This window comes from Streptomyces sp. NPDC002619 (genome assembly GCF_042889305.1).
Lineage (GTDB): Bacteria > Actinomycetota > Actinomycetes > Streptomycetales > Streptomycetaceae > Streptomyces.
In genome coordinates, this window is the sequence record NZ_JBIAQV010000002.1 from 167,657 (window position 1) to 193,737 (window position 26,081).

23 protein-coding genes and 5 pseudogenes are annotated in these 26,081 nt (G+C 70.8%); 12 read left to right on the top strand and 16 right to left on the bottom strand.

Going from position 1 to position 26,081, the window contains the following annotated elements; translation table 11 throughout:
- Positions 1-393 precede the first annotated feature (393 nt).
- Together ACFYXB_RS04875 and ACFYXB_RS04880 are read right to left on the bottom strand one after the other, a co-directional pair.
- Positions 394-1,257, bottom strand: coding sequence for an LLM class flavin-dependent oxidoreductase (locus ACFYXB_RS04875; RefSeq protein ID WP_389577760.1), 864 nt, complete (start codon positions 1,255-1,257; stop codon positions 394-396).
- 388 nt (positions 1,258-1,645) lie between these two features.
- On the bottom strand, positions 1,646-1,843 hold the full coding sequence (locus ACFYXB_RS04880; protein ID WP_389577762.1) for a DUF6233 domain-containing protein: 198 nt from the start codon (positions 1,841-1,843) through the stop codon (positions 1,646-1,648).
- A 49-nt stretch (positions 1,844-1,892) separates the two neighbouring features.
- On the opposite strand from ACFYXB_RS04880, the gene ACFYXB_RS04885 reads away from it, so the two are divergent.
- The 5 genes and pseudogenes from ACFYXB_RS04885 to ACFYXB_RS04905 all read left to right on the top strand — a co-directional run.
- Positions 1,893-2,852 carry an ATP-binding protein gene (locus tag ACFYXB_RS04885; protein ID WP_389577765.1) on the top strand — a complete coding sequence of 320 codons (960 nt, stop codon included), beginning with the start codon at positions 1,893-1,895 and terminating at the stop codon, positions 2,850-2,852.
- 80 nt (positions 2,853-2,932) lie between these two features.
- On the top strand, positions 2,933-3,325 hold the full coding sequence (locus ACFYXB_RS04890) for an SCO5389 family protein (RefSeq protein ID WP_389577768.1): 393 nt from the start codon (positions 2,933-2,935) through the stop codon (positions 3,323-3,325).
- Between the two features lie 80 nt (positions 3,326-3,405).
- Positions 3,406-3,741, top strand: coding sequence for a hypothetical protein (locus ACFYXB_RS04895; RefSeq protein WP_389577770.1), 336 nt, complete (start codon positions 3,406-3,408; stop codon positions 3,739-3,741).
- A 127-nt stretch (positions 3,742-3,868) separates the two neighbouring features.
- Positions 3,869-3,997 (top strand): annotated as a pseudogene (locus ACFYXB_RS04900) (Scr1 family TA system antitoxin-like transcriptional regulator); the annotation flags it as partial.
- Positions 3,998-4,048: 51 nt separating this feature from the next.
- A pseudogene (locus ACFYXB_RS04905) lies at positions 4,049-4,096 on the top strand (toxin-antitoxin system, toxin component, PIN family protein); the annotation flags it as partial.
- A gap of 224 nt (positions 4,097-4,320) precedes the next feature.
- Here the strand turns inward: ACFYXB_RS04905 and ACFYXB_RS04910 are convergent.
- Positions 4,321-4,680: an STAS/SEC14 domain-containing protein gene (locus tag ACFYXB_RS04910; RefSeq protein WP_388505695.1), complete on the bottom strand. Its 360-nt coding sequence runs from the start codon at positions 4,678-4,680 to the stop codon at positions 4,321-4,323.
- Between the two features lie 245 nt (positions 4,681-4,925).
- On the opposite strand from ACFYXB_RS04910, the gene ACFYXB_RS04915 reads away from it, so the two are divergent.
- On the top strand, positions 4,926-6,758 hold the full coding sequence (locus ACFYXB_RS04915) for an alkyl/aryl-sulfatase (protein ID WP_389577773.1): 1,833 nt from the start codon (positions 4,926-4,928) through the stop codon (positions 6,756-6,758).
- A 15-nt stretch (positions 6,759-6,773) separates the two neighbouring features.
- Here ACFYXB_RS04915 and ACFYXB_RS04920 read toward each other — a convergent pair.
- Positions 6,774-7,307: pseudogene (locus ACFYXB_RS04920) on the bottom strand (PLP-dependent aminotransferase family protein); the annotation flags it as partial.
- Here ACFYXB_RS04920 and ACFYXB_RS04925 point away from each other — a divergent pair.
- Positions 7,289-7,483: pseudogene (locus tag ACFYXB_RS04925) on the top strand (LysE family translocator); the annotation flags it as partial. The pseudogenes ACFYXB_RS04920 and ACFYXB_RS04925 sit on opposite strands and share 19 nt — an antisense overlap.
- A 17-nt stretch (positions 7,484-7,500) precedes the next feature.
- Here the strand turns inward: ACFYXB_RS04925 and ACFYXB_RS04930 are convergent.
- Positions 7,501-8,232 carry a TIGR03943 family putative permease subunit gene (locus tag ACFYXB_RS04930; RefSeq protein ID WP_389577776.1) on the bottom strand — a complete coding sequence of 244 codons (732 nt, stop codon included), beginning with the start codon at positions 8,230-8,232 and terminating at the stop codon, positions 7,501-7,503.
- Positions 8,229-9,254 (bottom strand): permease, encoded by a 1,026-nt coding sequence (locus tag ACFYXB_RS04935; protein ID WP_389577779.1) that lies wholly within the window; start codon positions 9,252-9,254, stop codon positions 8,229-8,231. The genes ACFYXB_RS04930 and ACFYXB_RS04935 overlap by 4 nt, the downstream gene beginning before the upstream one ends.
- 179 nt (positions 9,255-9,433) lie before the next feature.
- Between ACFYXB_RS04935 and ACFYXB_RS04940 the strand changes: the two genes are divergently transcribed.
- Positions 9,434-11,332 carry an NAD-binding protein gene (locus tag ACFYXB_RS04940; protein ID WP_389578631.1) on the top strand — a complete coding sequence of 633 codons (1,899 nt, stop codon included), beginning with the start codon at positions 9,434-9,436 and terminating at the stop codon, positions 11,330-11,332.
- A gap of 24 nt (positions 11,333-11,356) precedes the next feature.
- Here ACFYXB_RS04940 and ACFYXB_RS04945 read toward each other — a convergent pair whose 3' ends face one another.
- Positions 11,357-13,144 (bottom strand): prolyl oligopeptidase family serine peptidase, encoded by a 1,788-nt coding sequence (locus tag ACFYXB_RS04945; RefSeq protein ID WP_389577781.1) that lies wholly within the window; start codon positions 13,142-13,144, stop codon positions 11,357-11,359.
- Between the two features lie 144 nt (positions 13,145-13,288).
- On the opposite strand from ACFYXB_RS04945, the gene ACFYXB_RS04950 reads away from it, so the two are divergent.
- Positions 13,289-13,663, top strand: a complete 375-nt coding sequence (locus ACFYXB_RS04950) for a nuclear transport factor 2 family protein (protein WP_389577784.1) — start codon at positions 13,289-13,291, stop codon at positions 13,661-13,663.
- A gap of 63 nt (positions 13,664-13,726) precedes the next feature.
- Positions 13,727-14,536, top strand: a complete 810-nt coding sequence (locus tag ACFYXB_RS04955; RefSeq protein WP_389577787.1) for an SURF1 family protein — start codon at positions 13,727-13,729, stop codon at positions 14,534-14,536.
- A 15-nt stretch (positions 14,537-14,551) separates the two neighbouring features.
- On the opposite strand, the gene ACFYXB_RS04960 is transcribed toward ACFYXB_RS04955, so the two are convergent.
- From ACFYXB_RS04960 to ACFYXB_RS04975, 4 genes are all read right to left on the bottom strand, one after another.
- The gene (locus tag ACFYXB_RS04960; protein WP_389577790.1) at positions 14,552-15,577 is read right to left on the bottom strand and encodes a hypothetical protein; all 1,026 of its coding nucleotides are present in this window, start codon (positions 15,575-15,577) and stop codon (positions 14,552-14,554) included.
- A gap of 113 nt (positions 15,578-15,690) precedes the next feature.
- Positions 15,691-16,287, bottom strand: coding sequence for a SigE family RNA polymerase sigma factor (locus ACFYXB_RS04965; RefSeq protein WP_389577793.1), 597 nt, complete (start codon positions 16,285-16,287; stop codon positions 15,691-15,693).
- Positions 16,288-16,752: 465 nt separating this feature from the next.
- Positions 16,753-17,850, bottom strand: a complete 1,098-nt coding sequence (locus tag ACFYXB_RS04970) for an aspartate-semialdehyde dehydrogenase (protein WP_389577796.1) — start codon at positions 17,848-17,850, stop codon at positions 16,753-16,755.
- Entirely contained in the window at positions 17,850-19,127 is a 1,278-nt protein-coding gene (locus tag ACFYXB_RS04975) for an aspartate kinase (RefSeq protein WP_351355308.1), read from the bottom strand. Before ACFYXB_RS04975 ends, ACFYXB_RS04970 begins: the two co-directional genes overlap by 1 nt.
- Positions 19,128-19,322: 195 nt before the next feature.
- Here ACFYXB_RS04975 and ACFYXB_RS04980 point away from each other — a divergent pair, with 195 nt between their 5' ends.
- Positions 19,323-20,054, top strand: coding sequence for a TSUP family transporter (locus ACFYXB_RS04980; protein ID WP_389577800.1), 732 nt, complete (start codon positions 19,323-19,325; stop codon positions 20,052-20,054).
- A 106-nt stretch (positions 20,055-20,160) separates the two neighbouring features.
- Here the strand turns inward: ACFYXB_RS04980 and ACFYXB_RS04985 are convergent, their stop codons facing one another.
- The 3 genes from ACFYXB_RS04985 to ACFYXB_RS04995 form a co-directional block, all read right to left on the bottom strand.
- Positions 20,161-20,820, bottom strand: coding sequence for a DUF5063 domain-containing protein (locus tag ACFYXB_RS04985; RefSeq protein WP_389577803.1), 660 nt, complete (start codon positions 20,818-20,820; stop codon positions 20,161-20,163).
- Positions 20,813-21,412 carry a recombination mediator RecR gene (gene recR / locus ACFYXB_RS04990; protein WP_351355317.1) on the bottom strand — a complete coding sequence of 200 codons (600 nt, stop codon included), beginning with the start codon at positions 21,410-21,412 and terminating at the stop codon, positions 20,813-20,815. The genes ACFYXB_RS04985 and recR overlap by 8 nt, the downstream gene beginning before the upstream one ends.
- Positions 21,413-21,507: 95 nt before the next feature.
- Complete coding sequence (locus tag ACFYXB_RS04995; protein WP_351355320.1) at positions 21,508-21,852, bottom strand: YbaB/EbfC family nucleoid-associated protein; 345 nt, start codon at positions 21,850-21,852, stop codon at positions 21,508-21,510.
- 276 nt (positions 21,853-22,128) lie between these two features.
- Between ACFYXB_RS04995 and ACFYXB_RS05000 the strand changes: the two genes are divergently transcribed.
- A complete protein-coding gene (locus ACFYXB_RS05000; RefSeq protein ID WP_389577806.1) occupies positions 22,129-22,884 on the top strand; it encodes an SLATT domain-containing protein in 756 nt (251 codons plus the stop codon).
- Between the two features lie 175 nt (positions 22,885-23,059).
- Here ACFYXB_RS05000 and ACFYXB_RS05005 read toward each other — a convergent pair whose 3' ends face one another.
- Positions 23,060-24,586 carry a substrate-binding domain-containing protein gene (locus ACFYXB_RS05005; protein ID WP_389577809.1) on the bottom strand — a complete coding sequence of 509 codons (1,527 nt, stop codon included), beginning with the start codon at positions 24,584-24,586 and terminating at the stop codon, positions 23,060-23,062.
- 128 nt (positions 24,587-24,714) lie between these two features.
- Positions 24,715-26,081, bottom strand: a pseudogene (locus ACFYXB_RS05010) (serine/threonine protein kinase); the annotation flags it as partial.

Here is a 26,081-nt window from a genome sequence, read left to right on the forward strand (position 1 = left end):
CCGTGGACTATCCGTGGACAGGAAGCCGTCGAGTACGCATAAGCAGCCCTGCGACCACCAGCCACGCCCAAATGGCCCCCGGAGCCGTGCCGCTCTCATGCCAGAACGGACGAAGACTGACGGGGACTCGGGGTGCGTGGGGGTACGGGCCGCCGGGCTCCGGCCAAGGCAGAGAACCCGTAGGTCACGCCCTGGATCGCCCCACCAGTCCTGTTCGCCCTGCCCGCCCGCAGCGACGGCTGCGCCCCAGCCGAGATACGCCGATGGCCTGCGACCCTCCAAAGCCGGAGTGGCCTGCGCGCCACGGTCGCCCCTCACATCCGCCCATACAAAGCGGGGCCTGCAGGTTCGAACGTGATCGAGCGAAGCGACGTGGCGCTTTCCGACGGGCGGTCACAGCCCGGCCGCGTCGGCGAGCAGGTCCACCTGTTCCAGGCCGCCACCGTTGGGGAAGAGGACGAGTTCGTCGCAGCCCGCCTCGGCGTAGGCAGCGACCTCGCGGGCCACCTGTTCGGGCGTGGTCAGACCGGCTTCGACGCTTTGCTCGGCGTAGGCGCCTGCGGTTTCGTCGGCGGAGGCGTAGTAGTCAAGGATGCGGGTGCGCAGGCGCTGTTCCCCGTCCGGTCCCAGCGCGAAGTTTGCGGTGCCCATCAGGCGGGGCGCGCCCGTCCTGCCCGCGTCATGCCACGCTTGCTTGACCTGTGGCAAGAGGGCACGGAAGTCCGCCACCCCACTGGCGCTGCCGATCCAGCCGACGCCGTGGGTGGTCATGCGGCGCAGCGTTGGCTTCGTGGACCCGCCGAACAGCAGTGGGGGGCCGCCGACTGTGGCCGGGCGTGGTCCGATGCCATCGCCAGGGTCCTGCCACTGCCGGGCGGCCTGCTCCAGCAGTGCGTCGAACAGCTTGCCGCGGCGCTGGTAGTCGACCCCGCTCGCGCTGTAGTCGTCCTCGCGGATGCCGGGGGCGAGGCCCAGGACGAGCCGGCCGCCGGAGAGGCGGTCGAGCGTGGCGGCGGACTTGGCGAACAGGGTGTGGTTCGACCGCAGTGGCGCCAGCAGGATGGCGGTGGTCAGCCGGATGCGGGAGGTGGCTCCGGCCGCAACGGCCAGTGCGGTCAGAGACTCGTAGTTGTCGTAGACCACGCGGTCGATGGTGCCGAGTGTGGTGAAGCCGCGCTCCTCGGCGCGTCTCGCCCAGGCCGCGATCGAGAGGTCCGGATCAGGGCGCAGGGCTGGTAGTCCGATGCCGATGTCCATGGTGTCGTGCTCCTTCCGGGGCAGGCATGGGGGCGTGCATCCGCCATGTACTGCGCGGGACTCCGCCTTCGCCCGGTCGTTGGACTCTCCACGGCCGCACGGCCGCCAGGGGGCTTCCCCTGCGGTATGGGATATTTCTACCCATTCTGCGTTATTTCCACGATGCGGCCCCCGCTCGGGCCGTCTCCGGGCCCACGGCGCACGAGTGCCAGCCGAATGGTGACGAACGAGTTCGCCGCGGGTGCGGTATGTTCGATTACCGAGTCGACTTCAACGCTGATCTCAGCCCTGGTCTCATTCGCATGCGTTCAGCCCGGTTCTGCGGTGTCCGGCTCCAGAAACTCCACGTCATCACCCTCCGGCTACGGCAGTCGGCCCGCTCGGCGACCTACTCCAGGAAGCCGAGCGCCGTATTCGGACGGCAATGCGTGCACGCCGACACGTGCCGCCGCAGCGCATCCAACGCCTGCGTGCTCACACCGGCCCGGCTCCATGCGCCGCCAGACGCCGTTAGCCCGATCGGGCGAACCAACTCGCCGTGCCACGCGGGCAGTTGGCGGGTCGTGATTTGACAGGCCGCCGCCACACACCCAGTCTATGCTCATGACATCCATTTTCAACAAGGAGTCTTAGTCATGCGCGTGGCATTCGTCGGCAAAGGCGGGAGCGGGAAGACCACCCTGTCCGCGCTCTTCTCCTGTCACCTGGCGCGCTCCGGTGCACCGGTCGTCGCCATCGACGGCGACATCAACCAGCATTTGGCGTACGCCCTTGGCCTCGACGAGGACGAATCCTTCGCCGCGCCGCCGCTCAGCGCGCGCACCGGTGAGATCAAGGACCATCTGCGGGGCACGAACCCGCGCATCCCGTCCCGCGATGCCATGGTCAAGACGACCCCGCCGGGCCGTGGCTCCCGCCTGCTGCGCCTGCTGGGCGACGACGAGATCCACGCCCACCACGTCCAGGAGGTGAGCGGAGTATCACTCATGGTGACGGGCGCCTTCGACGAGAGCGACCTCGGCGTAGCCTGCTACCACTCCAAGCTCGGCGCGGTCGAGCTCTACCTCAACCACCTCGTGGACGAGCCCGGCGAGTACGTCGTCGTCGACATGACGGCCGGCGCCGACGCCTTCGCCTCCGGTCTGTTCACACGCTTCGACATGACCTTCCTGGTGGTGGAGCCGACACGGAAGAGCGTCTCGGTCTACCGCCAGTACCGTGACCACGCCGCCGAGTTCGGCGTCCCGATCGCCGTGGTCGGCAACAAGGTCACCGGCGAGGACGACCTCCTCTTCCTCAAGGAGCACGTCGGCGACGACCTCCTTGCCCACTGCGAGCAGTCCCCCTTCGTCCGGGCGCAGGAGCAGGGCCGCGTCCACGGTGACCTGGAGCCCCACAACGCGCACGCCCTGAACCTCCTGCGCGAGGCCGTGGACGCCCGCCCCAAAGACTGGGCCACCTTCCAGCGCCACACCGTCGAGTTCCACCTGCGCAACGCCGCCGCCTGGGCGAACGACGCCACCGGCCACGACCTCGTCACCCAGGTCGACCCCGACTTCCAGCACGGCCCCGCCGCACTGGCGGCCCACGCCTGACCGAACCCGGCCCGGATCAACGGCCTCCGCCCCTCCCCCACCATCAGAATCACTCGAACAACAGACAGGAACCCCCTCTCATGTCACTCGACGTCACCCCGCAGTTGCTTGCCGAAGCCGAGAGGGGCGAGGTGCGGGAGGAGGACTTCGTGGACACGGTCCGCGCCTCCCTGCCGTACGCCTATGACCTCATCGCCCGCCTGGCCGGTGAACTCCGCTCGAGCGAAGCCGAGTTCGCGGACAACCAGACGCCTCCGCCGTCCGAGAAGGAGCGCGGCCAGCTGCTGCGGGCCCTGTCCAGCGACGCGATCCGCGGGAGCCTGGAACGGCACTTCGGCATCGCCCTGGCCTTCCAGAACTGCCACCGTGTCGCCGCCTTCCGCCCCGAGACCCTGGGCGGGGCGACGCACACCCGCTTCACCTCGCTGCGCGCCCAGATCCTCAACCAGTCACCCGAGTTCCGCGACTGCTGACCGGCACCGGCAAAGCCCTCGCTCCGACAGCTCACGCCGGGACAACACCCTGCTCGCGCACATACGTCATCCTCGGCGGCATGGCACTCGCCGCGATCGTTACGGTCGTACGGTTCCTGGACCCGCTGGTCGCCGTCGGCCTCTACACCCCGCCCGTCGCGGGTGCGGCCGGCGCCGTGCTCGCGTTCCTGTTGTCCGCGCCCGCGATCAACGAGTCCGTCGCGGCGTGGTGCGGTCCGGCGGCCGGCAGGGCGAAGCGGCGGTGCTGCTCGCAGTCAGGTGCAGGCGTGAGCCGCCGGAGAGGCAAGGGCGGTGACTGCCAGCGCACCGGACAAAGCGGCACCGATGGCAAATTTACGCATGAGATCCCTCAGGAAAGTGAGGCCTGTTGTCCCCGACAGGCGCCCGATCGGTGAACGGAACTGTAAGTGACGCGGAACCACAGTCGTACAGAGGGGTCGTCTTGAGCTGGAGTCCGCTGATCTACAAGTTCGTTGACGGTGGTGAGGTGCCCGTGCCGCTGGACATGGCGTTGGTACGGGGTACGCCGCGCATGTGGTGCCCGGTCTGCTTCAGACCGCCGGGTACGCGCGGGCCGTTCTGAGTGCCGGCCTCACACTCAGCAGCGACGCCCAGTTGGAGGAGAGGCTCGCGTGCGGCCTGAGCCGGGAGGTCTTCCCGGATGACGGGCAGAACGTTCCCGACGAGGAGTGGATCTCTCACGGTCTCGATCGATCCTGGGTACCGCTCTCGAAAGACGGGCGGATCAAGACCCGGGATCTGGAGATCCAACCTGTCCTCGAACGCGAGGCTGTGCTGTTCTACCTCGACAACCAGCAGCTACGCAGCACCGAAATGGTCGAACGGTTCATCGCACGCCGTGACGCGATCCACCTGGCGGTCAGGAAGGGGGCCGGCCGCCTACGCCGTACGGCAGAGCCGTATCGAACACACGTGGCCCTGACGTCCCGCGCGCCAATGTCGAGCACACGTCCTCACGAAGACCGCACCCACCTCACCGCCTCCTCCCGCCGCTCCACCGGAAACACCGACGTCTCGCCCGGCGTCATCCAGCCGAACAGGGCTGTCAGGTGGGTCATCCACTCGATGTCCGTGACCAGTGCGATGCGCTTCCACGCCCGTAGATGTTCGACGCCGATCCTGAGGTCCTGCCAGAGGGCGCCGGGGGTCATGCCGGTGAAGTCGTGGACGACGAGCAGGAAGCGCACCTCGCCCGCCTCCGCGGCCGCGGTGATCGCGGGCAGGACCACGTCGCGGTAGTCCTCGGCGTGCAGCGTGCCGGACGCCTCGAAGCCGACCACGCCCGGGGGCATGTCCTCGAGCTTTCTGATCATGGCGGCTCCCGCTGCGGTGGGTTCATGTCCATGCTAGGAACGCCGCCGCCCCGGCACGCGCACGGTTGGTGCTTTTGGGGGACTTTTGGGCGTGTCGCTCCAATGGAGTACGACGCCCGGCTCCCGCCCCGGCACCCTCCCACGGTGGAAGGAGCCGCCGCCCCGGCCGCTCTGCCGCGGACGTGTCAGCCTGCGGCCGTTTCCCCGGCCGCTCTCCCGTCCGCCGGACCCGTTTGGAGGCCAGCGTGACCCGTGCTGCCGACATCACGCCCGACTTCGCCGACCGTACCGACTTCGAGGACGCGGACCGGGGGTTCGTGGCGCCGCCCGAAGCCGCGCTGATCACCGGGGGCGACGGGCAGGTGGTGTGGAACTTCGACGACACCCTCTTCCTCGACGGGGGGTGCCCGCCCACCGTGCATCCCAGTCTGTGGCGCCAGGCCCAGCTGTGTGCCCGGGCCGGGTTGTACGAGGTGACCGAGGGCGTTTACCAGATCCGTGGGTACGACCTGTCCAACATGTCGCTCATCGAGGGCGCCCGGGGCGTCGTGGTCGTCGACCCGCTCGTCTCGCCCGACTGCGCGGCGGCCGGACTCGCCCTGTACCGGGCCGTGCGCGGGGAGCGGCCGGTGACCGCCGTGATCTACACGCACTCCCACATCGACCACTTCGGCGGTGTCCGTGGGGTCGTGAACCCCGATCACTCCGAAGACGGCGAAGGCGTACCGATCGTCGCCCCGCAAGGGTTCATGGCGCACTCCGTCGCCGAGAACGTCTACGCCGGTGCGGCGATGCTGCGCCGTGGCGAGTACTACAGCGGCGGCGGGCTGGAGCCGGGGCCCGCCGGGCTCGTCGGCACCGGGCTCGGGTTCACCGCCTCGCACGGCACGCCCGGTCTGCTCTCCCCCACCGTCGAGATCCGGCACACCGGGCAGGAGGCGGTCCTCGACGGCGTCCTGTTCCGGTTCCAGGTGACACCGGGCACCGAGGCCCCGGCGGAGATGAACTTCATGCTCCCCGAGCGGCATGCCCTGTGCATGGCCGAGAACGCCGGTCACAACCTGCACAACATCCTGACCCTGCGCGGCCCCGTGGTGCGCGACCCGCGTGTCTGGTCGCGCTATCTCACCGAGGCGATCGAACTCTTCGCGCACGACACGGACGTACTCTTCGCCTCCCACCACTGGCCCACCTGGGGCCGGGACCGGATCCGGACATACCTGTCCGAACAGCGGGACCTGTACGGCTACTTGCACGACCAGACCCTGCGGCTGGCGAACCAGGGCCACACCGGCATCGAGATCGCCGAGATGCTCGAACTGCCGCCCGCGCTCTCCCTGGCCTGGCACGCCCGCGGCTACTACGGCTCGGTCAGCCACAACGTCAAGGCCGTCTACCAGCGTTACATGGGCTGGTACGACGGCAACCCGGCCTCCCTGTGGGAGCATCCGCCCGTCGAGACGGCGAAACGGTACGTCGACTGCATCGGCGGTGTCGACGCCGTACTGGAGAAGGGGCGTTCCTATCTCGAGGAGGGTGATCTGCGTTTCGCCGCCCAGCTCCTCAAGCAGGCCGTGTTCGTCGAACCCGACAACGCCGACGCCAAGGAGCTGCTGGCCGTCACCTTCGAGCGGCTCGGGCAGGGCGCGGAGTGTGCCACCTGGCGCAACTGCTATCTGATGGGTGCGCAGGAGCTGCGTACCGGCATCCGCTCGACCCCGCTGCCCGCCGCCGGGATGGCCGACGCCCTGACCGTGGGGCAGATCTTCGACGCCATCGCCATCCGGGTCGACGGGCCCCGGGCATGGGACGAAAACCTCTCCCTGCACTGGCACTTCACCGACCTCGGCGAGATGTACCGCATGACCCTGCACAACGGCGTCCTGGTCCACTCCCGCACCACCATGCCCGCCGACAGCTCGGACTTCGCCCTCAGCCTCACCAAGCCCCAACTCCTGGGCCTGCTGGCAGGAAAGGGCCTGGACGGGGTACGGCACTCCGGGGATCTGGTGACGCTCAAGACGCTGCTGACGGTCCTCGACGACCCCGACCCGAGCTTCGCCGTCGTCACGCCCTGAGACGGCAGCACCCCTTCAGTCCGTGACGAGGTCGTCGGGTGTGCTGCGCGCCAGGGCGGCGAGGGTCGTCAGGGCCTTCGCCAGGACCTCCGGGTGCGGGGTGGCCAGGCCCAGGCGTACGGCGTTCGGGGCGTGGTGGGCGTCCGTGGTGAACGCGGCGGCGGGGACCACGCCGATGCCGTGCCGCGCCGCGGCGGCGACGAAGGTGTCCGCGCGCCAGGGGGCGGGCAGTTGCCACCAACAGTGGAACGAGCGCGGATCGCTGCGCACGGCAAAGCCCGCCAGGTGCCGGGCGGCGAGTTCCTGGCGCCGGGCCGCCTCCCGCTGTTTGGCCACCACCAGGGCCCGGAGCGTGCCGTCGCGCTGCCAGCGGTCGGCCGCCTCCAGGGCGAACCGCATGGGGGTCCAGCCGCCCGAGCGCAGTGCGGTGGCGATATCGGTGGTGAGGGTGGTGGGGGCCACCGCGAAGCGCAGGGTCAGGCCGGGGGCCACGCGTTTGGAGAGGCTGTCGATCAGGACGGTGTGCTCGGGGGCATGTGCTGCTCCAGGGGCTCGTCCTCGGCTCGGTGCAGATCGTGGTCAGCGTCGCGGTCAACCTCGCCATCGTCCTGGCCGCGGGCACGATCGCCGCCTTTCTCGCGCGCCGGCCCTCCTGGCTCAAGGTGCAGCGGTGGCTGATGGGTACGGTGCTGGGCGGGCTCGCCGTCCGGCTGGCTGTCGACTAGGGCGACCAGTGCGAGTGTCAGTTGTTCCAGGTCTCGTCGTACGGATCGCGCGGCGTGGGCACCGGCTTCGCCGAGGTGACCTCGAGGAACGGGATCGGGCCGCCGTTGACGGGGTCGCGGGTCCGCTTCGCCGTGTACCTGCCCGTCACCTCGAGCCACGCGTCCGGCTGCAGGACCGGCGGGATCTTCCCGGTCAGGCCGATCTTCACCGGCTGGGCGTCCGCCGCACAGCAGTTGAGGGCCATGCGCACCAGGTAGGGGGCGCCCGTACGGTCCAGGGCGACGAAGCCGGTGACGCGCACGCTGCGGCCGCCCAGGGAACGCCCGTGGTCGTAGGCAGCGCGGCCCGCGTAGTCGACCAGGTTGAGCGGCACGGGATCGCCCGCCGGCAACTGTGTGTAGCCGTACGGCTGTTGCAGCGCCGTACCCGTGCGGACCGCGCTGTACGAGCCGAGTGCGGGCGGCGCGACCAGGATCAGGGCGAGGAGGGGGAGAACCAGCAGCCAGGAGACGCGCGGCTCGCGGTGAGCGTGGGCGTGGCCGTCGTGGTCCGCGGTGGCGTCCCGCTTTCTGCCGCGCCACTCGTACCAGGCCGTCGTCAGCGCCGCCACGATCAGTACCGCTCCCGCCGCCAGCAGCAACGGGCGCAGGCCCGCCTTGACGTAGCGCAGATAGAGGTCGGTGAGGCCCGCGTGCAGGACGGCCGCGCCGAGCAGGAACAGGACCGCCGCCTGCGCCTGCCGGTTCACAGCAGCACCGCGCCGGTCAGGACCGCGCCCACGATCGCCAGGGCGAAGGTCGCCGGCGCGAAACGCAGGGCGAAGCCGCGGCCGAAGGTGCCGGCCTGCATCGCGAACAGCTTGAGGTCGATCATCGGGCCGACCACCAGGAACGCCAGCCTGGCCGTCAGCGAGAACTGTGTCAGCGAGGCCGCCACGAAGGCGTCCGCCTCCGAGCAGATCGACAGCACGACGGCGAGGACCGCCAGGGCCAGGACCGAGAACACCGGGTTGTCCGCCGCCGTACGCAGCCAGCTCGCCGGGGCCACCGCCTTCAGCGTCGCCGCGGCCGTCGCACCGAGCACCAGGAAGCCGCCCGCGTGCATCACGTCGTGCCGGACCGACCCCCAGAACGCCTCGCCCCTGCTCTGCCCCTCGTGCGTCGCGTGCGCGGGCGGGCGCAGCCAGTCGGTGCGGCCCACTCGCTGCCACAGCCAGCCCATCGCGCACGCCACCAGCAGACTCGCGGCGAACCTGGCCACGACCATCTCCGGGTCGCGCGGGAAGGCCACGGCCGTCGCCGTCAGCACGATCGGGTTGATCGCCGGGGCGGACAGAAGGAACGCCAGCGCCGCCGCCGGGGTGACACCCCGGCGCACCAGCGCCCCGGCCACCGGTACGGACGCGCACTCGCAGCCCGGCAGGACCGCGCCCGCCATCCCCGCGACCGGGACCGCGAGTGCGGGGCGGCTCGGCAGGGCGCGGGCGAAGAACGACGGGGGTACGAACACCGCGATCGCCGCCGAGAGCAGCACCCCGAGGACGAGGAACGGCAGCGCCTGGACGACCACCGCGACGAACACCGTCATCCAGCTCTGCATCACCGGCGTGGACAGCGCCCCGCGGATCGGGCCCTGCAGCATCAGCGCCACGAGCAGCAGCAGGGTGAGCGCGAGGGGGGAGCTGAGGCGGCGGCCCTCCTTCTCACCCAGGGCTGCGGGCGCTTCGCCCTGAGCGGCTTCCCCGGGTGGGGCTTCTTCGGTGATGGCCACGGGTGGGGTACCTCCGGCGTGCGTGTTCTCCCTCCCCTTCCATACGACGGTCGGGGCGCCGGTGTTCAACCAGTTCTGGAACCATCCGTCCCGTTGGGGCAGTCTTGCCCCTCGTGGGCAGCGTTCCGAATCAGGGCGGGCAGAGCGGGCAGGGCGGGCATCGTGGTGCGCCCGCGTACATGGTGGTGTGCGGGGACGACGGTCTCGCGCACCGGCTGGCCGCCGAACTGCGTGGGGTGTACGGCGAGCACGTCACCCTCGTCGTACCCTCGGCCGCGCGCACGGCACGGCCGCCGGTCGTCGGGCGGGCCCGGGCCGCCTCGGCGGCGCTGCTCGACCGGGTGAACGCCGCCGTCGGCCGCGCCACCGGCAATGGGACCACCACCGGACCGGGTGGGGAACCGCCGCGTAGTGACGGGCTGCTGGAGGCCGGAGAGCCGACCGAGGCGATGCTCGCCGAGGCCGGCGTGGAACGGGCCACCGCGCTGGCACTCGTGTACGACGACGACGAGACCAACATCCGCGCCGCCCTCACCGCTCGCCGTCTCAACCCCCGTCTTCGGCTCGTCCTCAGGCTCTACAACCGGCGGCTCGGCCAGCACATCGAGGAACTCCTCGACCAGGCAGCCGCGTTGGCGACCGGGAACGGCGAGGGTCTTGGCGCGGACGCCTCCACGACCGTGCTGTCCGACGCCGACACCGCCGCTCCCGCGCTGGCCGCGACCGCGCTCGCCGGCACCACCAAGGTCGTACAGACGGACGGACTGCTGCTGCGCGCCGTCGAACGGCAGCCGCCCGCGCCCGGGCAGGTCGTCGACCGTGGACTGTGCACGCTTGCGCTGCTCTCCGCGACCCGCAGCGATCCGGCCGGGGCCGACGGGGCCGAGGGCAGCGGCGAGCACGGGCCGCGGCTGCTGCCCGACGAGGCGTCGGTGGAGTCGGCGACCGGGCGCGGGGCGGTCGTACTGGAGCAGGTCTCGTACGCCGCGGGGCCGCCGCTGCCCGCCGGACGCTCCGGGGTCGTACCGCCGTTCGCCTCGCTGTTCTCACGGCGGCTGCGATGGTCGCTGGCGGGGATCGTGGGGTGTGTGGTCGCGCTGGCGGTGGCGTTGTCGCTGGTGACGAGGATTCATCCGGTACGGGCCTTCTATCTGACGTTGCTGGACCTGTTCGCCATCGACGATCCGGCGATCGGGGAGTCGCTGGGGCGGCAGATCCTGCAACTGCTGTCCGGTCTGGTCGGGTTGCTGCTGCTGCCGGTGCTGCTGGCCGCGGTGCTCGAAGCGCTCGGTACGTTCCGGACGGCGTCCGCGCTGCGGAAGCCGCCGCGGGGGCTCGGCGGGCATGTCGTGCTGCTCGGGCTCGGGAAGATCGGTACGCGGGTGCTGACCCGGCTGCGGGAGCTGCACATTCCCGTGGTGTGCGTCGAGGCCGATCCGGAGGCGCGGGGGCTGGCGACGGCGCGGCGGCTGGGGGTGCCGGTGGTGCTCGGGGACGTGACGCAGGAGGGTGTGCTGGAGGCGGCCAAGATTCATCGGGCGCATGCGCTGCTCGCGGTGACGAGTGCGGACACGACGAATCTGGAGGCCGTGCTGTACGCGCGGTCCGTACGGCCCGATCTGCGTGTCGTGCTGCGGTTGTACGACGACGACTTCGCGACCGCCGTGTACCGCACCCTCCGGGCAGCGCATCCGCGTGCGCTGACCCGGAGCCGGAGTGTGACGCATCTGGCCGCGCCTGCGTTCGCCGGGGCGATGCTGGGGCGGCAGATCCTGGGCGCGATTCCTGTGGAGCGGCGGGTTCTGCTGTTCGCCGCGGTTGATGTGGGCGGGCATCCGCAGCTGGAGGGGCGGACGGTGGGCGGGGCGTTTCGGGCCGGGGCGTGGCGGGTGCTGGCGTTGGAGGGGCGGCAGTCCGTGTCGGCGGATTACGAATTGCGGGCGGGGGACAGGGTGGTGCTCGCCGCCACTCGTCGAGGCCTGGCGGAGTTGCTCGGCCGCCCTGGGGCTCCGCCCCAGTCCCCACCAGCGGCTCCGCCCCTGGACCCCGCTCTCCCGCCCAGCCGCCCGCCTCGGTAGGCCGAGAAGGGAACGACCGACCTCCTACCCCCGCAAGTGCCTCTCCGCGAAGTCCAGTTCCAGCCGTACCTGCTTGATTCGTTCCTCCACGACCAGGGAGCCGTGGCCCGCGTCGTAGCGGTAGACCTCGTGGTCCGCTCCCCTCTTTTCCAGGCGCTTGACGTAGTTGTCGATCTGGCGGATGGGGCAGCGGGGGTCGTTGACGCCCGCCGAGATGTAGACCGGGGACTTGACGTCGTCGACGTACGTCAAGGGGGACGATGCCTCGAAGCGTTCCGGAACCTCCTCCGGGGTTCCCCCCAGGAGTGTGCGGTCCATCGCCTTCAGGGCCTCCATCTCGTCGTGGTAGGCCGTGACGTAGTCGGCGACCGGGACCACTGCGATGCCCAGCGTCCACGCGTCCGGTTGGGTGCCGAGGCCCAGCAGCGTGAGGTAGCCACCCCAGGACGCGCCGGTGAGGACCAGACGGTCGGGGTCGGCGAGGCCGGAGGTGATCGCCCAGTCGCGGACCGCCGCCACGTCCTCGAGTTCGATCAGGCCCACCCGGTGCTTGAGCGCGTCCGTCCAGGCGCGGCCGTAGCCCGTCGAGCCTCGGTAGTTGATGCGGACCACCGCGTACCCGTGGTCGACCCAGGCCGCCGGGCCCGCGGCGAAGGAGTCGCTGTCGTGCCAGGTCGGGCCGCCGTGCAGGTCGAAGACCGTGGGCAGCGGGCCCGTCGCCCCGGCCGGCTTCTGGATCAGGGCGTGGATGCGGCCGCCGGGGCCCTCCACCCACGCGTCCTCGACCGCCACCGAGGGCGGGCACGTCATCCCGGGCGGGTCCAGGACGACCTCGCCCGTCGTCGAACGGACCGCCGGCGGCTGGGCGGCAGAGGACCACAGGAACTCCACGCTGCCGTCGGGGCGGGCCGTCGCGCCGGAGACGGAACCCGGCGGGGTCGGGATGGCGGTCAGCCCGCCCGTCGCCAGGTCGTAGCGGAACAGCTCGCTGCGGGCCTCGAAGCTGTGGGCGATCAGAAGGGCGGAGCCGTCCGGATACCACTCGGCGCTCACGTCGCCAGGAAGGTCCAGGGCCAGGTCCGTCTCCTCGCCCGACGCCACGTCCCAGACCAGGGGCTCCCAGCGGCCTCGCCTCTGGTGGCCGATGAGCAGCCGGGTGTCACCGTCGACCGGGGCGAAACCGAGGACCTCCAGCCCCAGCTCCTGTGTGCCGCCCTTGCTGTCGTCGAGCTCGGCGACCGTCGTACCGTCGGGGCGCAGGACGCGCAGCGCGGAGTGCATCGCGTCGCCGTGCTCGGTGTGCTCGATCGCGATCAGCGTGCCGTCGTGCGAGAGGTCGCCGACGCCCGCCGACTCCCGGTGCCGGTAGAGCTCGAACGGCTCCTCCCCCTCGCGCGTCACATGGATCGTCGTACCTTCCTCGTCCGTCGAGCGGCCGACGATCGCCGTACGGCCGTCCCGGGAGAGGGCGAGACCGGCGGGGTAGGAGGGTTCGAGGCCGGGCGTCGCCAGTTCGTCCTCGCCGCCCGCGAAGGGCTGGCGGCGCCAAACGCCGAACTCGTCGCCGTCCTTGTCGTCGAACCACCAGATCCACGCGCCGTCCGGGGAGAGCAGACCGTCCGTCGTGCCGTTCGGCCGGGCCGTCGCCTGGCGCTGCTCTCCCGTGGCGCGGTCCCAGGCGTACAGCTCGTACGTCCCCGTCGCGTTCGACACGAACAGGGAGCGGTCCGGCGCTTCCTCCGCCCAGTCCGGCAGCGACACCCGCGGCGCGCGGAAGCGCTTCTCCCAGTCCGGCATCTTGCTCTCACTCATGGCCCCAGTCATGGCCCCATACTGCCTGGCCCCGCCCACAATCCGCTGCCGCCCGCCCCCAGCCTGTGGATAACTTTGCGCACGCGGCGCCCAGGGCGTCCAGCGCGGGACCGATTGTCAGTGGCGGCCTGCAGACTGTGCGGCATGACCGATCTGCGAAAAACAGTCGAGAGATTCTGGACCACCGCAGAGGCCCGGGACTGGGACGCCTTCGCCGACACGCTCGCCGAGGACGTCGTGTACATGCTGCCGCAGACGCGGGAGCGCATCAGAGGTCGGGAGCGGTACGTCCGGTTCAACCGGGAGTACCCGGGGGACTGGCACGTGCGTGTCGAACGGATCGTCGCCGAGCCGGATCAGGTGGTGACCTGGCTCCACGTCACGGTGGGTGCCGAGGAGATGGACGCCATCTCCTTCTTCACGGGCGACGAGGACGGCCGCATAGCCTCGGTCACCGACTTCTGGCCCGAGCCGTACGAGGCGCCGGCCGGCCGTGAGCACCTCGCCGAGCGGTACTGAACGGCTCCCGGGCGACCCACCCCGAGCCCGAGCCCCGCCCGGCCGCCCCGTAACGTGGACAGCGTGTACCGGTTTCTGCTGACTTCGCGCTGGTGGGGCATCAACGTTTTCGTGCTGCTCGCCATCCCGTTCTGCATCTTCATGGGGTCGTGGCAGCTGAGCCGGTTCGAGGGCCGGGTGCAGGACCACCGCAGTGCGACCGAGCAGGCCGAGAACGGCGCCAAGGAGGCGGCCCGGCCGTTGGCCGAGCTGCTGCCCGTCGACAAGGCCACCTCGGGCCGGCGGGCCACCGTCACCGGCCGGTACGGCGACCAGCTCCTCGTGCCCGACCGCGAGCTGGACGGCAAGCAGGGCTTCTATGTGCTGACGCTGCTGCGCACCGACTCCGGAAAGGCCCTGCCCGTCGTACGCGGCTGGCTGCCCGGGAACGTGGACGCCAAGAAGGCACCGGCGCCGCCCTCCGGGGAAGTCACCGTCACCGGCGCGCTGCAGGCCTCCGAGACACCGGGGGACAACGGCGTCAGCGCCCAGGGCGGGCTGCCGCGCGGGCAGACGGCGGCGATCAGCGCGGCGTCGCTGGTGAACCTCGTGCCGTACCGGCTGTACGACGCGTGGGTCACGCTGGACAAGGGCGACTCGGGGATGACGGCCGTGCCCGCGGCCGCGCCGGACGGCACCGGACTGGATCTGAAGGCGTTCCAGAACCTCGGCTACACCGGCGAGTGGTTCGTCTTCGCGGGCTTCGTGGTCTTCATGTGGTTCCGGCTGCTGCGCCGCGAGCTGGAGTTCCTCCGCGACGCGGAACTGGGCCTGACGCCGGACGGAGAGGGCGAGGGCCAGGAGAGCGTGGCCGCCAGTCCGTCCGGCGTCTGAGGCAGTACGAAGGCCCTACGACCCCGCCAGCGGGCCCGTCCAGTAGACCGTCCCGGCGCAGACGCCCGCCACCGTCGTCGACGCCGTCGGTGATCCGGCCTCCGGGGTGTGCGAGACCTCGATGCTGCCGTCGGCCGTGCCGTCCTCGGTGACGAGCTGTGTCGTGACGCCGGAGGTGCCGCCGGTGTCGGTGCCGCCGACGCTCGGGTCCGTGCTCGGGCTCGGGTCCGTGCTCGGGTCGGGCGAGGGGCCGCCGGCCGGGGGGCAGGTCTCCGAGGGCACGAAGGCGAACTTCTCCTCGTAGGCCGAGCCGGGCAGCAGAACCAGGCCGGTGACCTCCAGGGACGGGTCGGGCAGTCCCGTCGCCGCGTCCCCGGACACATGCCGGGCCGTACCGATCTTGGTGGGGTCAGCGGCGCCCTGCGCGAGGACGTCCACGCTGCCCGGCCCGCCGACGGTGCAGCTGGTCATGGAGATGTTGGTGATCCGGAAGCTGCCGTAGACGATGCCCGCCGAGTCGGGCCCGGCGGCGACCGCCGTCGGGGAACCCAGCTGGGCCGCCGTACACACCGGGGTGGCGGTGTCGGTGGAGGCCGTGGGGCCCGTCCCACCGGTCGTACCGGTGGCGGTGCCGCCGGTCTTGCCCTTACCGGTCTCCTTCTTGCCGCCCTGGCCGTGCCCGGGGGCCTTGCCGCCGGTGCCGCCCGCGGTGCTGGCGCCGCCGTCCGGGTTCTTGCCCTGGCCGACGCCGCCCTGGGCCGTCGAGGAGTCGCCCGCCATCGAGGTGTTGGGGCTGGAGCCGCCGGAGTTGGACACGTGCACGAGGGCCGGGATGGCGGTGCCGAGGAAGAGGGCGGCGGCCGCCATGCCGACGGTGGCCTGCCGCTTGCGCGCCCGCCGAGCGGGTACCGCGCGCCGCAGATGGTCCAGGGTGCCGTCGCTCGGCTCGATGTCCTCGACCGCCGATTGGAGCATCCGGCGCAGGGCCAACTCGTCCGAGTCGAGCCCCTTGGGGCCCTTTTCGTCGGGGCCGTGGTTCACAGTTCCGTTCCCAGCGTGCGATGACGTGTGCTCTGGCTCGTATTCCCGCATCGGCTCGTGCCAAGCGTAGGGCTCATGGCGTTCATGGGAATCGCCACCCTCGGCGCCGTCGTTCATGCCGTCGCCTCCATGGCCACGCGGAGCGCGGCGATGCCGCGCGAGCCGTAGGCCTTCACCGAGCCCAGGGAGATCCCGAGCGTCTCGGCGACCTGCGCCTCTGTCATGTCCGCGAAGTAGCGCAGCACCAGGACCTCGCGCTGGCGGCGCTGCAGGCCCTTCATCGCCTTGATGAGGTCGCGCCGCTCCAGCTGGTCGTACGCGCCCTCCTCCGCGCTCGCCATGTCCGGCATCGGCTTGGACAGGAGCTTCAGGCCGAGGATGCGGCGGCGCAGGGCCGAGCGGGAGAGGTTGACGACGGTCTGGCGCAGATAGGCCAGGGTCTTCTCCGGGTCCCGGACGCGTTTTCGGGCGGAGTGGACGCGGATGAAGGCCTCCTGGACGACGTCCTCGCAGGAGGCGGTGTCGTCGAGGAGCAGCGCGGCGAGGCCGAGGAGCGAGCGGTAGTGCGCCCGGTAGGTCTCGGTGAGGTGGTCGACGGTCGTGCCGGCCGCCTCGACCTCCTCGGAGCCGTCACGCTGGCTGGGGATGCGGGCTGGCCGCGCTGCGGGCATGGGCGCGATCACCGGCATGCCGCCGGACGTGCCGGGCATGCGGGGTCGGAGGGGCGCGGGGCGGGGCCGTAGGGTCGTGCCACGCGTCGCCACGGTGAATTCGAGTACCTCTGCCACGTCAGTTGGACACGCATCCCCCCGCATGGGTTGTACGTGCCGAGCGTCACTTTTGCGTCAGGCGACGCACCCGACAACGTTTCCGCGTCGGGCGGCACAGCCGACGGAGCCTCACATGCCGTCATGCGTCCCGCTCATCCCCTAGTTCCCGTACGTGGCAGGCGTCCCCGCGCCCCGGAAAGGCGACCGCAAAGACGCTCCCCGCCCTCCGCGCGGTTGCGGAGGACGGGGAGGAAAATCTTCGGTCGCCGAAGGGGCTTCAATCAAGTGGTCGAGACCATGCTTCTGACCACACCTCTTGCGGAGATCCTATAAATGGATGCGCTCCCATCCACTTCATTTTCGGCGCTCGGGACCCTCACGAAAACTTTCGGCGTCTTCGGGACCTCACGAGAACTCCGCCGCCACCAGCTCGGCGATCTGCGCGGTGTTGAGAGCGGCACCTTTGCGCAGATTGTCCCCGCATACGAAGAGCTCGAGTGCCGTCGGGTCGTCGAGCGCGCGCCGCACCCGCCCGACCCACGTCGGGTCCGTGCCCACCACGTCGGCGGGTGTGGGGAACTCGCCGGCCTCCGGGTTGTCGAAGAGGACGACCCCGGGCGCCGTGGCGAGGATCTCACGGGCGCCGTCGACGGTGACCTCACCCTGGAAGCGGGCGTGCACGGTGAGGGAGTGCGTGGTGACGACCGGGACGCGCACACAGGTCACGGCGACGGGCAGCTTCGGCAGTCCGAGGATCTTGCGCGACTCGTCCCGCACCTTCATCTCCTCCGACGACCAGCCGTCGTCCCTGAGCGACCCGGCCCACGGTACGACGTTCAGCGCGACCGGCTCCGGGAACGGCCCGGTGTTGTCCCCCACGGCCCTGCGCACATCACCGGGGCTGGTCCCCAGCTCCGTACCGGCCACCAGGGACAACTGGGCCCGCAGCGTCTCCACGCCGGCCCGCCCGGCCCCGCTCACCGCCTGGTACGACGACACCACCAACTCGCGCAGCCCGAACTCGGCATGCAGCGCGCCCAGGGCGACGATCATCGACAGGGTCGTGCAGTTGGGGTTGGCGATGATCCCGCGCGGCCGTACGCGTGCCGTGTGCGGATTGACCTCGGGCACCACAAGGGGCACATCGGGGTCCATCCGGAAGGCGGCGGAGTTGTCGACCACCACGACGCCCTTGGCGGCGGCGATCGGCGCCCACTGCGCGGAGACCTCGTCCGGTACGTCGAACATGGCGACGTCGACCCCGTCGAAGGCCTCCTCCGACAGGGCCACCACCTCGACGTCCTCGCCGCGCACGGCCAGCTTGCGGCCGGCCGAGCGCGGCGAGGCGATCAGACGGATCTCGCCCCAGACGTCCGCGTGCTGGGACAGGATCTGGAGCATGACGGTGCCGACGGCCCCGGTCGCGCCGACGACCGCGAGCGTCGGACGTACGGGTACGGGTACGGCCCCGGTGGTGCCGGCCATCAGCGTGCTGCCGGCCATCAGCGGCCGGTGCCTCCGTAGACGACGGCCTCGTCGCTGTCGGAGTCGAGTCCGAAGGCGGTGTGCACGGCGCGCACGGCCTCGTTGACGTCGTCCGCACGCGTGACGACCGAGATACGGATCTCGGAGGTCGAGATCAGCTCGATGTTCACGCCGGCGTCGCTGAGCGCCTCGAAGAACGCGGCCGTGACGCCCGGGTTGGTCTTCATACCGGCGCCGACCAGCGAGATCTTGCCGATCTGGTCGTCGTAACGCAGCGAGTCGAAGCCGATGCCGGGCCGGTTCTTCTCCAGTGCGTCGATGGCCTTGCGGCCCTCGGTCTTCGGCAGCGTGAAGGAGATGTCCGTCAGGCCGGTGGAGGCGGCGGACACGTTCTGCACGACCATGTCGATGTTGATCTGCGCATCGGCGATCGTACGGAAGATGGAAGCGGCCTCGCCCGGCTTGTCGGGCACGCCGACGACCGTGATCTTGGCCTCGGAGGTGTCGTGCGCGACACCGGAGATGATGGCCTGCTCCACCTTCTTGTCCCCTTGCTCGATCGGCTCACTGCTGACCCACGTGCCCTGGAGCCCACTGAAGGAGGAGCGGACGTGGATCGGGATGTTGTAGCGGCGGGCGTACTCCACACAGCGGTGGAGCAGCACCTTCGACCCGGACGCGGCCAGTTCGAGCATGTCCTCGAAGGCGATCCAGTCGATCTTTCGGGCCTTCTTCACCACACGCGGGTCGGCGGTGAACACGCCGTCGACGTCGGTGTAGATCTCACAGACCTCGGCGTCGAGCGCGGCGGCGAGCGCCACTGCGGTGGTGTCGCTGCCTCCCCGCCCGAGGGTGGTGATGTCCTTCTTGTCGGCACTCACACCCTGGAACCCGGCGACGATGGCGATGTTGCCCTCGTCCAGCGCGGTCCTGATCCGACCCGGCGTGACGTCGATGATCCGGGCTTTGTTGTGGACCGAGTCGGTGATGACGCCTGCCTGGCTGCCGGTGAACGACTGGGCCTCGTGCCCCAGGTTTTTGATCGCCATGGCCAGCAGGGCCATGGAGATCCGCTCTCCGGCGGTCAGCAGCATGTCGAACTCACGCCCGGCCGGCATCGGGGATACCTGCTCGGCGAGATCGATCAGCTCGTCCGTCGTGTCGCCCATCGCGGAAACGACGACAACCACCTGGTTGCCGTTCTTCTTCGCTTCCACGATCCGCTTGGCGACGCGCTTGATGCCTTCGGCATCGGCTACGGAGGAGCCTCCGTACTTCTGCACGACAAGGCCCACGTGCGCTCCTCGCTCGGTATGTAGTGCGGTCAGCTCAGTTTAACGAGCGTCCGAAATTCCCTTCCGCGGTGTCGCATGGTGAGATGTCGGGTCGCTCGTTCCGGACGTCATCTGCCCGCCCTGCAGCACACCACTCGCAAAGTGCCTCGGGTCACATTGACATCGGTGAGTCAATTTTCAAGCATCATCGCTTCCATGACTCAGGGGTGGGCGAGTGATGCACTACTGACCGTGATCGTGCTGCTCGGCTCGTCCGTCCAGTGGCTCACCGGCATGGGTTTCGCGCTCGTGGCCGTACCGGCACTCGTCCTGCTGATCGGTCCGGCCGAGGGGGTGGTCCTCGCGAACTGCGCCGCCGGGGCCATCAGTGTCGTAGGGCTGGCGGGCGGCTGGCGCCGGGTGCGGCCGGGCCCCATGGTGCCGTTGTGCGCGGCGGCCGCCTGCACGGTTCCCGCCGGCTCCTGGCTGACCCGACGGCTCCCTGCGCCGGTCCTGCTGCTGGTCATGGGCGGCCTGGTGACCGTCGCCGTCCTCCTGGTCATGCGCGGCACCCGCGTGTCCGCGCTGCGCGGCGCGAGGGGCGCGGTCGCGGCGGGCGCGGTGGGCGGCTTCATGAACTCCGCGGCGGGCGTCGGGGGTCCCCCGATCTCGCTGTACGCCCTCAACGCGGGCTGGACGGTACGCGAGTTCGTGCCGAACGCCCAGTTCTACAGCGTCGTCGTCAACGCGTTCTCGATCGCCGCGAACGGCGTCCCCCACCTCGGCAACCCACAGTGGGCGTCCGTCGTCGCCGCGATGGCCGTCGGCGCGGTCATCGGCAGAACGCTGGCCGGACGCATACCGGACCGGCACGCCCGGCGACTGGTGCTGCTGCTGGCGCTGACCGGCGGGGTCACGGCGGTGGGGAAGGGGCTGTGGGGGCTGTGAGCCCGGGGCTCAGGCCTCGGGCCGAACCGCGGAAAGGAACGCCTTCCAGGCCGGGCGGCTGTAGCGGCGTACCAGCCGCCGGACGGCCCGGCCGGTCGAGGGCCGGTTACTGGCCCGGGCGCATGCCCAGGGGGCGCGCGATCTCCTGCTGCATGACTCTGCCCGCCTCGAATTCGAGGGTGTCGTCGCCCACGCCCTGGTCCGTGTCCAGGCCGTCCAGTTCCTCCAGGGGCTGGTCCAGGCGGATGTGGGCCAGGATCGAGTGGAGGGCTCGGAGGGTGGCGGAGGCGGTGGAGCCCCAGTTGGAGAAGTACGAGAACTGCCACCACCACAGGGCCTCCGAGGTGCGGCCGGCTCGGTAGTGGGCCATGCCGTGGCGGAGGTCGGTGATGACGTCGGACAGGTCGTCGGAGATCCGGGCCGGGACGGGCGCCTTGCGGGGCTCGTACGGGTCGAAGACCTCCGAGTAGACGTCGATCGGTTCCAGGAGGCGGGCCAGGTTCTCGCGGAGTTCGTCCACGTCCGCGTCCGGGCCCGTGTCGGGCTCGTAGCGCTCGTCCGGGACGATGTCCTCGTGCGCGCCGAGGCGGCCGCCGGCCAGGAGGAGCTGGGAGACCTCCAGGAGGAGGAAGGGTACCGCCGAGGCCGGCTCGTCGCCCTTCGCGACCTCCGTGACGGCCACCAGGAAGCTCTCGATCTGGTCGGCGATCTGGACCGCGAAGTCGTCCGGATCCTGTGTCGTGGAGTGCAGCGTGGCGTCAGACATCTAGGAGTCGTCTCCCCTCGAAGGCGCGGCCGAGAGTCACCTCGTCCGCGTATTCCAGGTCGCCACCCACAGGGAGGCCGCTGGCCAGGCGGGTGACCTTCAGGCCCATGGGCTTGATCATGCGCGCGAGGTACGTGGCGGTCGCCTCGCCCTCGAGATTCGGGTCCGTGGCCAGGATCAGCTCGGTGACCGTGCCGTCGGCCAGGCGGGCCAGGAGTTCTCGTATGCGCAGGTCGTCGGGGCCGACTCCCTCGATCGGGCTGATCGCTCCGCCCAGGACGTGGTAGCGGCCCCGGAACTCACGGGTGCGCTCGATCGCGACGACGTCCTTCGGCTCCTCCACCACGCAGATGACCGAGAGGTCGCGGCGCGCGTCGCGGCAGATGTTGCACAGCTCCTCCTGCGCCACGTTGCCGCAGGTCGCGCAGAAGCGGACCTTCGCCTTCACCTCGAGGAGGGCCTGCGCGAGGCGCCGTACGTCCGTCGGTTCCGCCTGGAGGATGTGGAAGGCGATCCGCTGCGCGCTCTTGGGACCGACGCCGGGCAGCCGCCCCAGCTCGTCGATCAGGTCCTGGACCACGCCTTCGTACAACGGACTGCCTTTCCTGGAATCATTCCCGGTACGTACCGTAGTTGGCTGCCGCCTGTCCTAGGAAGGCGGTGCGGGTGTCGCGCCGGTGGAGAACGTCAGAACGGCAGTCCCGGGATGCCGCTGCCGCCGCCCAGGCCCTGCGCGAGGGGGCCCAGCTTCTGCTCCTGGAGCGTCTTCGCGTTCTCGTTGGCCGCGTGGACCGCGGCGACGATCAGGTCCGCGAGGGTCTCCGTGTCTTCGGGGTCGACCGCCTTGGGGTCGATCTTCAGTGCGCGCAGCTCGCCGGCGCCGGTCACGGTGGCTCGCACCAGGCCGCCGCCCGCCTGCCCGTCGACCTCCGTGTTCGCCAGTTCCTCCTGGGCCCTCGCCAGGTCCTGCTGCATCTTCTGGGCCTGCTGGAGCAGCTGCTGCATGTTGGGCTGGCCACCACCGGGAATCACGATCAGCTCCTGGTTCGGTTCGTCGTCCTTCTCTTTTGTGCATGAGCCTACGTGGTCCACGTGGGCATCGCCCCGCCACTCTTTCGAGTGAGAACAACCCTCGCCCTATACCTGATCAAGGCCCTCTTCCGGGCGGAAAAGCGGTGAAAGCTACGGCATCGCCACCCATTGGGCGGTAGGAAGGGTGCCGCGCGTCAGCATCCGATGTCACGCAGCGTGACGTGACCATTCGTTTCGTTCGTGATCAGCCGTGGTCAGTTCAGTAGGGAGTGCCGGGTGGGTCAGCCGGAGATGCAGCCCGAGGGTCCGCCTCAGGACGGGCGGGGCGAGGGTGCGGCCGGACTGCGGTCGGACGATCTGACCGGGCGGGCGTTTCCGCTCGGGGACTGGGACGAGCCCGCCGAGCGGCTCGACGAGTTGTACCGGTGGGTGGAGCGGGGGGCTCTGGAGACGGCGGCGTGGTATCTCGCGGACCGGGTGTGGAAGCGGCGGGGGGCGCGGGCGCTGCGGGCCGGGGCGGCGGTGGGAGCGGTGTGCGGGGCGGCGCTTCCGTTGCTGGATCTGACCGGAGTGGTCGGTGGGGTGGCGCCGTGGGGGTATCTGGCGTTGCTGGTGGCCGTGGCGTGTGTGGGGGCCGACCGGTTCTTCGGGGTGACGTCCGGGTGGATAAGGGACGTGGCTACGGCGCAGGCCGTGCAGCGGCGGTTGCAGATGCTGCAGTTCGACTGGGCGTCGGAGTGTGTGCGGGAGGTTCTGGGGCCGGCTGAGGGTACGGCGAGTGAGGCTGCGGAGCGGTGTCTTGGGGTGCTGCGGAGGTTCTCCGAGGACGTGACGGAGTTGGTGCGGACCGAGACTGTTGACTGGATGGTGGAGTTTCGGACGGGGGTGGCGCCGCTCGGGATTCAGGGGGCGGTCAGTGGTGGGGGGCGGGCGGATTCCGGGGTGTTTGTGGGGCGGTTTGCCGTGCCGCCGGGGGGTGCGGGGGCTCGGCCGAATATGCCTCGGCAGCGACCGCCGGAGCCTCGCGGCTGAGCGGCGGGGGTTTTCGCTTGCCGGTGCTGGTCTGTTGCCCGGGGTTGCGCTGTGGGGGGTGGGTTTCGCTTGCCCGCGCTTGCGGGGTGCCGCTGCGCCCACCCTCCCCCATCGCCCCAGCGGCACGACTGCCCGCAGCTATGGCGGGTGCGGCGACTGCCGACGGCTGGGACTGTTACGCGCAGAGTTTCATGCCCCTCGGGGTCGAGCACGGGATGTGGCCGTGGGCTCTGATCGCGTTCTGGCCGCGGCCTTCCGACAGGTATGTCAGGAAGCTTGCGACCAGGGAGCCCGTCAGGGGTTGGTCATACGTGTACGCGAACTCGATCTCGCGGTAGGCGTACGGGCTGTTGTCGTCTTCTATCTCGTCCACCGACGGCGCGTTGCCGTCGATGGACAGGACGTGGAGCCCCTTGGCGGCCGTCGCCTGGTTGAGTTCGCCGTAGCCGATGGCGCCAGTGCGTTTGGCCACCTCGGGGAGGAGCTTCTCCGTGGAGTCGAGTTCGCAGCGGATCACCGGAGCAGTCCTGTCGTCCTTGTGGACGCAGTCGATCGAGGAGTTGGCCATCTCGCCGCGCCCGCCGAGCAGCCGACGCTGCAGAACCTGCCGAGTACCGGAGCCGGCGTCCCGGCTGATCAGGCGAACCGGGAGGTTCGGGCCGCCCAACTGGCGCCAGTTGGTGACCTTGCCGCGGTAGAGGCGTCGTACCTGGCTCGTGGAGAGGTTCTTCAGGAGAACGTCGTCGTTCACGACCAGCGCGAACGCGGACAACGCGACCCTGGTCCCGCGCAGGTCGGGATTGCCCCTGCTCGTGGGGCCGTCGGAGAAGACCACGACCGGCGGGGAGCCCTTCTTCTTCCACTTGGAGCCGGCGTCGCCCAGTTCCCGTAGTCCCGCCTCCGATCCACGCTGGTCCACGTTGATCGCCGAACCCGCACAGTCGGCCTCGTACTGATTCGCCGCCTCCTCCAGCACGGGCTTGAAGGCCGTCGAACCGATGACCGTCATGCTGCCCTGCGCGCAGCCGATCGGAACGTCGTCGCGGGCCACCACGATCGTGGCGAGGGTGACCACGCAGACCGTGAGCATGATGGTGATGAGCCGGGACGCCCGGCTGAACAGGGGCGGCTTCTCGTCCGGCGTAGCACTGCGGTTGGGGTGGACCTCGCCGTCCCGGATGCCGCCGACGAGCCGGATGTCGCAGCCCACGTCCCCGCCGGACAGCAGGACGAGCAGTTTGAAGTGGTCGCCCCGGTTCAGCGGGACGCGCGGGATGCGCAGGGTGTTGCCGGAGTAGCCGAAGCCCCGGTCCGGGCTGAAGTGATCCATCAGGTGGTCGGTGTCGTCCGGCTGCGTGACCGACACGCCGCGGATGGTGCGGTCGGTGAACACCGCGGTCAGACCGTGCCGTTCGGGACTGGTGTAGTCGTCGCGGTCGATGCTCTGCGAACCGTCGTTCTCGATGCGCAGCAGGACGAGCGTGGCGTCCGTCATGTCCGGCGCCTCGTCGAACAGGCCGAGGCGGCGGTTGGCGCGGCCCGAACGGACGTCGTCGCCTATCGGGTTGTCCATCTGTACGCGGTAGCCGACGCGTTTACGGCGGGGTACCCGGCGCTCATACCAGACCATGCCCGCGGACGCGACGATGCCCAGTACCGCCGTACCCACGGCTACGACATTCTCCGGACTCAGCCAGTCCATATGGGTGCCCCCGCCACTCCCCAGAGCCGGATAGTGGGGTCACCGTATGTGCGCCGGAAGGGACATTCCGGTCTCGTACGCTGAAGTTCGCCCGACGTTCAGCGACCTTGTGCGGCAGCGGAGTTCGGTCACTGCCGGGTGTAGGTCAGGGTCTCCCCGCCGCCCTGGCTCTCCCGGCGCAGCCTGCCGTCCGGCAGGAGGGTGACGTCGGTGGCCTCACCGGGGCTGCAGGAGGAAAGCGGTTCGCCTGAGGTGACTGTGGACGGGCCGATCCTCAACGGGCCGTCGCCGCTGGGGCGTTCGGTGAGCTTGGCCTGGAAGACGCAGTGGTAGGTGCCGCCGCCGGCGACGGGGCCGTCGGCGACGAGTTCGAGGACCGTGTCGTCCACCTCGCCCTGGGTGAGGGTGAGTTCGCGGGTGCTGTGGCCGGTCGCGTTGTCGATCGAGGCCTTCCAGGTCCCGAGGTACGCGTCCGGGACCGCGCCGTCCGACGGTGTCTCCGACGCCGATGCCGAGGCCGAGGCCGAGTTCGTCGGGGAGGGGCCGGGGGTGGTGGGCGCGCCGGTGCTCGGGGCGGGGCTGACGGTGCCGCTGCCCTTGTCGTCGCGCCCGGTGTTGCCCTGCATGAGCGCGTACACCGAGCCGCCCGCGGCGAGCGCGACGACCAGCGCGATCACGACGAGCAGCACCGTGGACCGCCGGTCGCCGCGCGACGGCTCCTGGGGCGGAAGGACGCCGGGGCCGTACGGCTGGGTGGCGCCGACGGGCGGCGGGCCGTACGGCGGGGTCGAACCCGGGCCGCCGGCATACGGGTTGTACGGCTGCGGGTTCCCGGGCCAGGCACCGGCGGCGGGCTGCTGAGGGTGGCCCTGGGCGGGCGGGAGCTGGGGGTGCTGCTGGGGGTAGCCGTAGGCGGGGTGGGCCAGGGGCGCGCCGGGCGGGAGCGGCTGCCCGGCGACCATCGTGGGCACATGATCCAGCCCCGGCTGCCGCGGCCCCCCGGCGCCGGGCGGCAGGGACACGTCGTCGGACGCGGGGGCGTGCTCGGGGGATGCGGCGGGGGCGGAACCCTGGCTGGGGGCTTGGCCGGGAGCGAGACCTGGACCGGGGACCTGGCCGGAAGCGAGACCCGGACCGGGGACCGGGCCAGGAGCCAGACCTGGACCGGGCGCCTGGCCGGGCACGGCGGTTCGACCGGGTACGGAGGGTCCGCCGGGCGCGGGGCTCTGGCCGGGTACGGAGGGTCCGCCGGGCGCGGGGCTCTGGCCGGGTACGGAGGGTCCGCCGGGCGCGGGGCTCTGGCCGGGTACGGAGAGTCCGCCGGGCGCGGGGCTCTGGCCGGGCACGGAGGATCCGCCCGGCGCGGGGCCCTGGCCGGGCACGGAGGATCCGCCCGGCACGGGGCCCTGGCCGGGCACGGAGGATCCGCCCGGCACGGGGCCCTGGCCGGGCACGGAGGATCCGCCCGGCACGGGGCCCTGGCCGGGCACGGAGG